Raw genomic sequence first — 9,892 nt, forward strand, 5'->3', positions numbered from 1 at the left:
TGACCCGATCCGCGAACCCTGCGACGAACAGGCGCATGGGACACGGATCAAACTTCAGGCATCGCGCCCTGCTCGCGCTGCCGTTGATGGGGGCCTTGGCAACGGCTGGCTGCATTTCGGTGAACGCACCGGACAAGCCAATCGTGATCGAGCTGAACATCAACATCAAGCAGGAGGTCGTGTACCGGCTCGCGCAGGATGCGAACGCCACGATTGAGAGCAACCCGGACATCTTCTGATGGACGGCGTGACTTTGAGGACAGAAACGATGACCAAGGTTTCAATGCGCCAGAGCTTCGCAGCACTGGCAGTCGTGGGTCTCACGCTGGGCACTCTCACTGCGCCCGCCGCCGCGCAGAACCGCGACCCAGCCTATTCCGCCGCGCGCGCCGCAGGGCAGGTGGGCGAAAAGATGGACGGCTACCTCGGCTATGTCACCCCGGCAGCCCCAGCTTTGCGCGCCGTGGTTGAAGACATCAACATCAAGCGCAAGGCCGTCTATGCCGACAAGGCACAGGCCAACAAGGCGACGGTCGAGGAGTACGCGCTCACGTCCGGCTGCCTGCTCATCGCCCAGACGAAGCCAGGTGAGAAGTACCAAGCGCCCGATGGCTCATGGCAAACGCGCGGCAACGGCCCCCCGCTGCGTGATTCGCGCTGCCCTTGATTTTGATTTGATGAGCCACTGACATCCGTCAGTGGCTTGCGGCACCAGCCCGCTCCCCCGCCCGGCCACCCACGCAAGTATCCTGAATGGGTGGCCGGGCGGGGGAGCGGGCTGGTGCCGCAAACCCCTGACGGATGTCTGGGGTGCAACCCGGCAAGGAGTCCATAGATTTCCACAGCCCCTGCTTTGCCCGAATCCACGCCTGCGTCTATCAGCCCGGCCAACCGATTCACGCCCCTTACCCGGAGACTTCCCCGATGGCCGAAACCGCTGACGACCGCCTGCGCCTCCTGATCGAACGCATCGAACGCCTTGAAGAGGAAAAGAAGGGCATCGGCGACGACATCAAGGACGTCTACAGCGAGGGCAAGGCTGTGGGGTATGACGTGAAGATTATGCGACAGATCATTCGCATTCGGAAGATGAAGCCGGATGATCGCCGCGAGATGGAAGCAATTCTTGAACTTTACAAAGCCGCGCTCGGGATTGATTGACGCTACTGCGCGTCGCGAATGACCTGATGGTAGGCTTGCAATATTTCAGCATTGCCTTCCGTCAGGCCTTTGGCAACGTCGCCCAGATTCAGGGCGAAGTCCCGCAACACGTTTACCGACGATTCCATCGCGCCCACCGCGAGTTCGAGTATCCAGAAAAACGAAGATAAAACCTGATCAACCTCAGCAGCTGACACTTCAAGATCAGCAAACGTCTTGGGATGCGTAACCCGGTTGCGTGTAGCGACAGCGCTACAAAAGTCCTGCCATTCCGTGCCACCGAAATCAGCCGTAAATATCGGGTCGATCTTCGTTGCAATTCTGGCCGCCAGCCGGACCGCTCCCAGCAAAGGGATATGGCGTGTTTGGGCAGAAATCGTCCCGCGCTCACTTACCTGAAAGTTTGTCTCAGCAAGGACCGCCTCCTCCGCCGCCGTCAGCAAGTCCATTGCATGAGCGGATGATCGCACGTGTTCGCGAAATGCCCACACGACTCCGTCGATTGTTGCATGAACGCTTCGAATAAGCTCGCGGCGCGCCTGCTGAACGTCGTTTGCAGGATCGCGGAACCTACGAATGGCCGCATCGGCATCAAGCATCAATGTCGACAGAAAGGCTCTCTCAAACTCTTGGCGCTTTGCATCGCCCGTTTTTCGCTGCACCTGCATTCACCCTTCATTGAATTCAGCGCAATAAGTAGCACTCTGCCGGTAGCCGTCGAGCAGCGAGATTGCAGCAACAACGCCCTCGGCATCGACTGACATTCCCGCTAGGCTGCTCTGACGATCTTCGAAAGGGCAGCCAGTTGCTTATTACCACGACCAGCATTGTTGAAGGCCGCCCGGTCCAGCGCCATCTCGGCATCGTCACCGGCGAAGTGATCCTCGGCGCGAACATCGTGCGCGATTTCTTTGCAGCCGTGACAGACATCTTCGGCGGCCGTTCGGGCGAGTACGAGGAAGTGCTGGCGCGCGGGCGGGAGCAAGCCCTGCGCGAACTTGAGGACAAGGCCCGCGCGTTCGGTGCCAATGCGGTGATCGGGGTCGATATCGATTACGAGACTATCGGTTCGCGCGGCTCGATGCTGATGGTCAGCGTCACCGGCACGGCGGTGGTGCTCTAACCCGCCGCCAACGCTGCCGTCAGCATGATCGCATTTGAGGCGACATGCGCGAGGATCGCTGCCAGCAGGCCCAATCGCACCCGAATATAGCCGAGCATCAGGCCCGACCAGAACTGCGGCAGCACCATCGGCAGCACCACCACGCTCACCTGCGGATAATTGAACACGTGCATCAGCGCGAACAGCGCAGTCACCAGATAGAACAGCACCGGAAAGGCGCGAGCGAACCAGCCCGGCGCTTCGCGCACACGCCGCGTGCGAAACCACATCACGCCAGCCACGATCAGCGCGCCCAGCAGGATCGCGCCGGTCGCCAACGGGTTGCCTTTGCCCACAACCATGAACAGCGCCAGCCCGGCAACCACGATGCCCGTCAGCCATAGCGCGGCGGGCCGACCGCTCATCCAGCCGCGAAAGAACAGCTCTTCCAGCACTGGCGCCAGCAACACTGCCCCGCCCCACAGCGCGAATGGACTCAACCCCTCGAACGCATTGGGTGACGGCAGGCCAAACGCCGTTTGCCACGTCAGGATCAGCGGCATCACCACCAGCCCCAGCACCACGATCTGCGCAACGCTCAGCACCAGCCAGCGTGGGATCGCACTATCAGCGCTCAACCCTGTGGCCTGCATCGGGCGCGGATTGCGGAGAAAGGCGACGAATTCAGTCAGTATAGGGCGGAGCATCCCCGCGTCATGCCGCCAAAATCCTCAATGCGCCACATAGATTGCCGGGAGCCGCTGTCTCGGCTAGGGGCAGGCCCAGATTCCTGAAACACGCAAGAAGACGGATCATGGCAGGTCATTCCAAATTCAAGAATATCATGCACCGCAAGGGCGCGCAGGACAAAAAGCGTTCGGCGCAGTTTTCCAAGCTGTCGCGCGAAATCACCGTCGCAGCCAAGATGGGCATACCCGACCCGGACATGAACCCGCGCCTGCGTGCGGCGGTCAATGCCGCCAAGGCGCAGTCCATGCCCAAGGACAACATCGCTCGCGCCATCGACAAGGCGACCAAGGGCGAAGGCGATAACTACGAGGAAGTGCGCTACGAGGGCTATGGTCCCGGCGGCGTCGCGGTCATCGTCGAAGCGCTGACCGACAACCGCAACCGCACCGCCACCAATGTGCGCACCGCATTCTCGAAGAACGGCGGCAACCTCGGTGCGAGCGGCGCGGTGAGCCACGGCTTCGAACGGCTCGGCCTGATCGAATATCCCGGCAAGGCGGGCGACGAGGAAAAAGTCCTCGAAGCGGCGATCGAAGCTGGGGCCGATGACGTTGAATCCGATATGGGCGATGGCGACGAAAACCCCGGCAGCCACCAGATCTGGGTCGCAGTGGAAAACCTCCACGAAGTGGCGCGTGAACTGGAAAAGGTGCTGGGCGAAGCCGAAGGCGTGAAGCTGGCGTGGAAGCCGAACATGAAGACCGAAGTTTCGGCCGACGATGCGGCAACCCTGCTCAAGCTGATCGACGTGCTGGATGACGACGATGACGTCCAGACCGTTTGGGGCAACTACGAAATCCCGGATGACGTGATGGAGAAGCTGGGTTGAGATTGACGGCGCTGCTGGCAGTCCCGCTCTTCGCGGGGGGATTGACCGGCAGCACTGCGCTTTCGTCAAAGCCTGTCATCTCCCAACCGGCACCCGCCAGCCAGTGCCATGTAGACGAGGCAGTCGTCTATTCTTGCCGCTTTGGCAGATCGCTCGGCAGCGTTTGCGGGACCGCCCACGCACTGCATTATCGGTTCGGCCCTGCTGGAAAGCCTGCTCTTGATCTTTCCAGCGAACCCGATTGGTCAAACGTCCGTGTCGGCCAAGTGCGCGGACAAGGCTCGGGCGGTTATCAGGAGCATGTCCGCTTCACCAATGGCAACACGCACTACATCGTCTATCGCGGACAGAATGGTGAGTTGGCGGACAATCCCGGCTATACCTATTCGGGCATCTCGGTGCAGGCAGGGCACGATGGCGAACGCACGTTGGCCTCGCTTTCTTGCAAGGGCAAAATGATGGCAGCCGACAGCCTTGCCGATGCCGCAGGCGTGCGCGCGCCGGCTGATCTCGACATCGCTGAGGCCGAAGGCGGGGCCTTCGACGGATGGTTCTGAACGCATGATCATCCTCGGCATCGATCCTGGCCTGACCTGCACTGGCTGGGGCGTGGTGGCAAAATCCGGCAGCAGGCTCAGCCACGTGGCCAATGGCCAGATCCGCACCAACGCCAAAACCAGCATGGCAGAGCGCCTTGTGGAACTGGATTCGGCGCTTGCCGCCGTGATCGATATTTACAAACCCGATAGCGGCGCGGTTGAAGAGGTCTTCGTCAACGTCAATCCGCAATCCACGCTCAAGCTGGGTCAGGCGCGCGGCGTGGCGATGGTGGCGGTGGCACGGTCGGGCATTCCGGTGGCCGAATATCCCACCAAGGTCATCAAGAAGGCGCTGGTCGGCACTGGCGGGGCGGAAAAGCAGCAGATTCAGCATATGCTGAAGATTCTGCTGCCGGGCGTGCAACTGGCCGGCGAAGATGCCTCCGATGCGCTCGCCGTGGCAATTACCCACGCCAACATGCTCGGCAGCCACCGCTGACCTTTTAGCCGAGACACGAAAAAGGGCGGCTCCCCCCGGACGCCGCCCTTCCCGTTCACCCGCCGCAGCGGGCGATAAGTGCAATCAGGCCTGCGCCTTGACCTTGCCAAAGCGTCGACGCGCCACCAGCCCGGCTGCCGCCGCGCCGAACAGGATGATCATGGAAGGCTCGGGCACGTCCGTGCCGCCATTGGTCGTGCCACCGTTGGTCGTGCCACCCGTAGATGTGGACGTCGACGACGACGTCGATGTGCTGCTCGAGGTAGAGGAGGACGTCGACGACGACGTCGATGTGCTGCTCGAGGTAGAGGAGGAGGTCGACGACGACGTAGACGAGCTGGACGTCACGTTGCCCGATGAGGTCGAGGTAGACGAGCTGCTCGTGACATTGCCTGACGACGTGCTGACATTGCCCGACGATGTCGAAGTCGACGAACTGCTGGTCACAGCGCCCGAAGACGTGCTGACGTTTCCGCTCGAAGACGACACATTACCCGACGAAGTGCTGACGTTGCCCGAAGACGTCGATACGCCGCCAGTGGATGTGGAGACACCACCGGTCGAAGTGGAAACACCGCCCGTTGAGGTCGACGTCGAAATGCCGCCGGTCGAGGTTGAAACGCCGCCGCTGGTCGAAGATGTCGAACCGCCAGAGGTGGAGGTTGAACCACCAGAGGTTGATCCGCCGGAGGTCGACGTGGAGCCGGTGCTGGTCGAGGAAATGACCACGCTGCCGCCGCCACCGCCGCTGCTTCCGCCGCCGCCGCCAAAGAAGCCGCCGAAGAACCCGCCGCCAAAGCCGCCAAGCCCGCCGCCGCCGATCACTACGGGTACGCCGCCGCCGCCGCCGCCAGCCATCTGCTGCGGAGGCATCGGTGGCATGTAGGGCACTGGCACCATCGCCATCTGCTGTGCAGGCGCGCAAGTCCGGGTGGTTGTCGTGGTCACCACGCGGCGGGCGCGATGCACCTCGCGCGGGGCGGCACGCCGGGCAGCCACGCGCTTGGCGGGAGCCTTCTTGACCTTGACCGGCTTCACATGGTGAATTTCACCGCGCGAGGGCGCTTCCGATACGTGAACGGCACCACCGCCGAGCATCGCCCCGCCTGCTGCAGCCGCCGCCAGTTTTGCCAATGCCATCCGAACCGACATGATCGTTTCTCTCGTTCTTCCTTAGGGAAAGCTGCCTAGCAGAAGCGGGTTAACGCCGTGCTTTGCTTTCCTGACAGGTCGATCAACGCAGATGGCATGGGGCAGGGCAATGACGTTAACCCTGTTCTGCCCCCTGAATCTGCCCGAAAACGGGACCGAGGCGTTGCGCGGGTTAACTCTGTGCCAGTTTGGGACCGAATGGGGCCTGACTCTTTCGCCGGGCCGCTTTGTTCGGCGCTCAATCGCCCGAATCGAAAAACCCGGGCAATTGTCCCGTGGGGGGGGTGATTCCCAGATGTTGCCAGCCGCGATCATTGAGACAGCGCCCGCGTGCGGTGCGCGCAATCAGGCCCAACTGGATCAGGTAAGGCTCGATCACTTCCTCGATCGTATCGCGCGGTTCCGAAAGGCCTGCCGCCAGCGTTTCCACGCCCACTGGCCCGCCTTTGTAGATGTCGGCAATCATCATCAGATAGCGCCGGTCCTGCAGATCCAGCCCGATCTGGTCGATTTCCAGCCGGGTCAGCGCGTTGTCGGCATTGTCTTTCGTGATCTTGTCCGCACCCGCCACTTGCGCAAAATCACGCACACGGCGCAGCAGCCGCCCGGCCACGCGCGGGGTGCCACGCGAACGGCGCGCAATCTCGGTCGCCCCGCCCTTGTCGATGCCGATGCCCAGCAGTGAAGCGCCGCGCGCCACCACGCGCTCCAGTTCATCCACCGAATAGAACTGCAGCCGCACCGGAATGCCGAAGCGGTCGCGCAGCGGCGTTTGCAACAGGCCCTGCCGCGTTGTCGCACCGATCAGCGTGAATGGAGGCAGATCGATCCGCACAGACCGCGCCGAAGGGCCTTCACCGATGATCAGATCCAGCGCGCGGTCTTCCATCGCCGGATAGAGCACTTCTTCGACCACGGGATTGAGCCGATGGATCTCGTCAATGAACAGCACATCGCCGGATTCAAGATTGGTTAGCAGCGCCGCCAGATCGCCCGCCTTGGCAATCACCGGGCCGGACGTGGCGCGGAAGTTCACGCCCAGTTCGCGCGCGATGATCTGCGCCAGCGTGGTCTTGCCAAGGCCGGGCGGCCCGAAGAACAGCACATGATCCATCGCCTCGCGCCGCATCTTGGCGCTTTCGATGAACACCTGCAGGTTATCCTTGGCCGCCGCCTGGCCCACGAATTCGGCCAGAGTCTTGGGCCGCAAAGCCGCGTCCTGATCATCGACCATGCGTTCAGGGGTAAGGAGGGGATTGTCGGTCATGCTATCCCGCCGCCCGCTTCAACGCCACGCGCACCAGATCGTTCAGTCCGGCATCTTCGCCCAGTTCCTTCACCGCCGCCGCCACTGCGCTGCTCGCCACGGCAGGTTTGAACCCGAGGTTCTGCAAGGCCGACACCGCATCGGCAGCAGCATCCCCCGGCGGCAGCGCAAAGCCTTCACCGCCCATGCCCACCGGCGAGGTATAGCCTGCCAGGCCGCCCGCCTTGTCCTTCAATTCGTTCACGATCCGGCTCGCCAGCTTCGGCCCCACGCCGTTTGCCCGCGCCACCATCGCGCTGTCACCCTGCGCGCAGGCGCGCTGCAGCTCTTCCACCGACAGCGCCGAGAGGATCGCCAGCGCCACCTTGCTGCCCACCCCCTGCACCGCTGTCAGCAGCCGGAACCACGCACGCTCCCCGGCGCTGGTAAAGCCGATCAGGCGCTGGTCGGTTTCGCTGACCTGCATTTCGGTGTGGATCACCACCTTGTCGCCCCGGATGCCAAGATGGCTGAGCGTCTTGACCGAGCAATGCACAAGATAACCCACGCCGCCCACGTCAATCACGGCCCAATCCGGGCCGGTATCATCAAGTATGCCAGTAAGCTTTGCGATCATGCTTTGTTCCTATGCACACACCGCCCGCCCCGCGCAAGGGCGGCAACGCCCCTGCCACCGCTTCTGCATCAACAGTTAGATCGAAAGCTGCGGCAAAGGAGTTGCCCAAAGATCAGATGCTTGGCCGCCATTCTGAGCGAAATTGCGCGCAATTGCATCCACCGAGGCCGCGCTAATTCTGGTGATTCGTTCGTGCCATGACACCTTCGCAGCGCAGCCAGCACTTGGCGAAGGCTGCGTCCGGCGACGGACTCGACACAGGGGAGAACATCAGGATGAGCGATACCGCATTGGCCGATGCCGCGCTGCAATACAGCGGCAAGTCCCCGCCACTTTTGGCGGCCACCTCATACGATCTCATCACGCGCACATCGGTGGTGCGCGATGCACCTGTGCAAAGCCAGATTGTCATGCCGTTCCAACCGTGGGTTGCGCTTGAACAGTCCGGCGGCCAGCCGATCCGCACGTCCATTCCCGTATTCTGCAGTGGGATCGTCCTTGCGGATGGTCGCCAGATTCCAAACGCCGACAATACCATGCAGCTTTGCGCCAACACCGGCCTAACCATCCTCCTGCTGTGGAACGTGACCGAGACCTATTGCTGGCATCAGGTCGAAAAGCCCACCGGCTATACCGACAATGTCACTGCAACCCTGCAGGAAACCTTCATCACATCCACCAGCGCGATGAGCGAGTTTTCCAAGACCGTCGATCGCAGTGTCTCGGCCACGGCATCGGCCTCGGGCTTTGGCTTCTCCGCCGAAGTGACCGGATCGCTGTCGGATTCGATCACCCACGGCATCAGCACGCAAAGCCAGATCGAGAACGAGATCCAGAAGGCCACCGCTGTCACTTTCGAAGGCGGCAACACCTACACGCGCTGGCACAAGGTGCTGGAAGTCACGATCACGCCCACCACCGCCAGTGCAGATCAGGTTCCGCGCCCGATGAACGATGAGCAGCTTGCCGCCATCCTGCCGCCGCCTGTCACCTGCCGCATCATGGTGAGCGACTATCCCGACAAGTGCCCCACCGCCAATCTGGTGTGACGGGCGTCCGGGCCGGCGCGGCGATGTGCAGCATCTTCGCGCCGGTTGCGGCCTTATCCGGTCAATCCTCTGGCGAGGCCCGGTCGATCAAATCCATGAAGTCGCGCGCCGCATCCCGGTCCGCCGCATCCTTGAACGCCACATCCAGCTCGGGCGCCCGGCCCAGCATGTGCAACAAGGTCCAAAGCCCAAACCGCCGCGCGCGATCTTTCTCCAGCCCGAAATCCACCAGCATCCGCTCAACCCCTGCATCGAGAGCCGAAGGCGTGATCTGCGCAAAGTCATCGGTGCCGAAATAGCGGCGGAGCTGATCGTCAAATTCCATGCCCGCGCGATAGGCGAGCGGAGGGCCGGGCGCAACGCCCCTTCCCCCCTCCCACACGCAGGATGGGCACTCCCCCTTCTTCCCCCCTCCCGCAGGCGGGAGGGGCGGGGGTGGGCATTCGCAAAAAGCGAACAAAACCCCAAAAACCACCATTCCCGCACCACTCAAACTTGCCCCAACACCTCCCAGCCGCAACCCTCCCCAAATGCGCCCCTTCAGACCCCGCAACACCGAACGCGCCCGCACGCTTCGGCGCGAGGCAACCCCGATGGAACGCCGCCTCTGGCGCTACCTCTCGGGCGGAGCGCTTGGCGCAAAGTTTAGCCGCCAGATGCCCGTCGGCCCCTACTTCGCCGATTTCCTCTGCCGTGATCTGCGGATCGTGGTCGAACTCGACGGCCACAGCCACGACCTGCGCCCGGAATACGACGCCGCCCGCGACCGCTTCATGACCGAGGCTGGCTAGTCACCCGTGAAGAACGCTGAAGCCGGCAGGAATGCGTGGGTTTTGGCGGATTTGAAGTAATCGTATTTGCAAGGTTTCGAGCGAATTCGGGGAAAAAGCTTGCGATTTTGCACGCCCGCGCACGTAGGGGCTTCCTC

The 9,892-nt window shown here is 62.4% G+C and carries 16 protein-coding genes; 10 read left to right on the top strand and 6 right to left on the bottom strand.

What is annotated here, in order from left to right; translation table 11 throughout:
• Nucleotides 1-35: 35 nt before the first annotated feature.
• The 3 genes from Q8R81_RS05300 (at nucleotide 36) to Q8R81_RS05310 (ending at nucleotide 1,161) form a co-directional block, all read left to right on the top strand.
• Nucleotides 36-239, top strand: a complete 204-nt coding sequence (locus tag Q8R81_RS05300; protein WP_305616401.1) for a YnbE family lipoprotein — start codon at nucleotides 36-38, stop codon at nucleotides 237-239.
• 44 nt (nucleotides 240-283) lie between these two features.
• Nucleotides 284-667, top strand: a complete 384-nt coding sequence (locus Q8R81_RS05305) for a YdbL family protein (protein WP_371135310.1) — start codon at nucleotides 284-286, stop codon at nucleotides 665-667.
• A 257-nt stretch (nucleotides 668-924) separates the two neighbouring features.
• Entirely contained in the window at nucleotides 925-1,161 is a 237-nt protein-coding gene (locus Q8R81_RS05310) for a DUF2312 domain-containing protein (RefSeq protein ID WP_305616403.1), read from the top strand.
• A 2-nt stretch (nucleotides 1,162-1,163) separates the two neighbouring features.
• On the opposite strand, the gene Q8R81_RS05315 is transcribed toward Q8R81_RS05310, so the two are convergent.
• Entirely contained in the window at nucleotides 1,164-1,829 is a 666-nt protein-coding gene (locus Q8R81_RS05315) for a hypothetical protein (RefSeq protein ID WP_305616404.1), read from the bottom strand.
• Nucleotides 1,830-1,966: 137 nt separating this feature from the next.
• On the opposite strand from Q8R81_RS05315, the gene Q8R81_RS05320 reads away from it, so the two are divergent.
• The gene (locus Q8R81_RS05320) at nucleotides 1,967-2,284 is read left to right on the top strand and encodes a heavy metal-binding domain-containing protein (RefSeq protein WP_305616405.1); all 318 of its coding nucleotides are present in this window, start codon (nucleotides 1,967-1,969) and stop codon (nucleotides 2,282-2,284) included.
• Here Q8R81_RS05320 and Q8R81_RS05325 read toward each other — a convergent pair.
• Nucleotides 2,281-2,970, bottom strand: a complete 690-nt coding sequence (locus Q8R81_RS05325; protein WP_305616406.1) for a type II CAAX prenyl endopeptidase Rce1 family protein — start codon at nucleotides 2,968-2,970, stop codon at nucleotides 2,281-2,283. The genes Q8R81_RS05320 and Q8R81_RS05325 overlap by 4 nt on opposite strands.
• Before the next feature lie 107 nt (nucleotides 2,971-3,077).
• On the opposite strand from Q8R81_RS05325, the gene Q8R81_RS05330 reads away from it, so the two are divergent.
• From Q8R81_RS05330 to ruvC, 3 genes are read left to right on the top strand one after another with little or no spacing between them, the layout of a single operon-like run.
• Nucleotides 3,078-3,842: a YebC/PmpR family DNA-binding transcriptional regulator gene (locus tag Q8R81_RS05330; protein ID WP_305616407.1), complete on the top strand. Its 765-nt coding sequence runs from the start codon at nucleotides 3,078-3,080 to the stop codon at nucleotides 3,840-3,842.
• Nucleotides 3,839-4,399 carry a hypothetical protein gene (locus tag Q8R81_RS05335; RefSeq protein ID WP_305616408.1) on the top strand — a complete coding sequence of 187 codons (561 nt, stop codon included), beginning with the start codon at nucleotides 3,839-3,841 and terminating at the stop codon, nucleotides 4,397-4,399. Before Q8R81_RS05330 ends, Q8R81_RS05335 begins: the two co-directional genes overlap by 4 nt.
• A gap of 4 nt (nucleotides 4,400-4,403) precedes the next feature.
• Nucleotides 4,404-4,880, top strand: coding sequence for a crossover junction endodeoxyribonuclease RuvC (ruvC, locus tag Q8R81_RS05340; protein WP_305616409.1), 477 nt, complete (start codon nucleotides 4,404-4,406; stop codon nucleotides 4,878-4,880).
• Between the two features lie 84 nt (nucleotides 4,881-4,964).
• Here ruvC and Q8R81_RS05345 read toward each other — a convergent pair whose 3' ends face one another.
• Complete coding sequence (locus tag Q8R81_RS05345; protein ID WP_305616410.1) at nucleotides 4,965-5,057, bottom strand: PEP-CTERM sorting domain-containing protein; 93 nt, start codon at nucleotides 5,055-5,057, stop codon at nucleotides 4,965-4,967.
• Between the two features lie 49 nt (nucleotides 5,058-5,106).
• On the opposite strand from Q8R81_RS05345, the gene Q8R81_RS05350 reads away from it, so the two are divergent.
• On the top strand, nucleotides 5,107-5,766 hold the full coding sequence (locus Q8R81_RS05350) for a hypothetical protein (RefSeq protein WP_305616411.1): 660 nt from the start codon (nucleotides 5,107-5,109) through the stop codon (nucleotides 5,764-5,766).
• Between the two features lie 504 nt (nucleotides 5,767-6,270).
• On the opposite strand, the gene ruvB is transcribed toward Q8R81_RS05350, so the two are convergent.
• Together ruvB and ruvA are read right to left on the bottom strand one after the other, a co-directional pair.
• On the bottom strand, nucleotides 6,271-7,299 hold the full coding sequence (gene ruvB / locus Q8R81_RS05355) for a Holliday junction branch migration DNA helicase RuvB (RefSeq protein WP_305616412.1): 1,029 nt from the start codon (nucleotides 7,297-7,299) through the stop codon (nucleotides 6,271-6,273).
• 1 nt (nucleotide 7,300) lies between these two features.
• Nucleotides 7,301-7,915 (bottom strand): Holliday junction branch migration protein RuvA, encoded by a 615-nt coding sequence (ruvA, locus tag Q8R81_RS05360; RefSeq protein ID WP_305616413.1) that lies wholly within the window; start codon nucleotides 7,913-7,915, stop codon nucleotides 7,301-7,303.
• Between the two features lie 275 nt (nucleotides 7,916-8,190).
• Here ruvA and Q8R81_RS05365 point away from each other — a divergent pair, with 275 nt between their 5' ends.
• The gene (locus tag Q8R81_RS05365; RefSeq protein WP_305616414.1) at nucleotides 8,191-8,964 is read left to right on the top strand and encodes a hypothetical protein; all 774 of its coding nucleotides are present in this window, start codon (nucleotides 8,191-8,193) and stop codon (nucleotides 8,962-8,964) included.
• Between the two features lie 61 nt (nucleotides 8,965-9,025).
• Here the strand turns inward: Q8R81_RS05365 and Q8R81_RS05370 are convergent, their stop codons facing one another.
• Entirely contained in the window at nucleotides 9,026-9,289 is a 264-nt protein-coding gene (locus tag Q8R81_RS05370) for a hypothetical protein (RefSeq protein ID WP_305616415.1), read from the bottom strand.
• A gap of 205 nt (nucleotides 9,290-9,494) precedes the next feature.
• Here Q8R81_RS05370 and Q8R81_RS05375 point away from each other — a divergent pair, with 205 nt between their 5' ends.
• Entirely contained in the window at nucleotides 9,495-9,755 is a 261-nt protein-coding gene (locus Q8R81_RS05375; RefSeq protein WP_305616416.1) for an endonuclease domain-containing protein, read from the top strand.
• Nucleotides 9,756-9,892: the final 137 nt, after the last annotated feature.

The organism is Novosphingobium sp. (genome assembly GCF_030696665.1).
Classification (GTDB): Bacteria; Pseudomonadota; Alphaproteobacteria; order Sphingomonadales; family Sphingomonadaceae; genus Novosphingobium.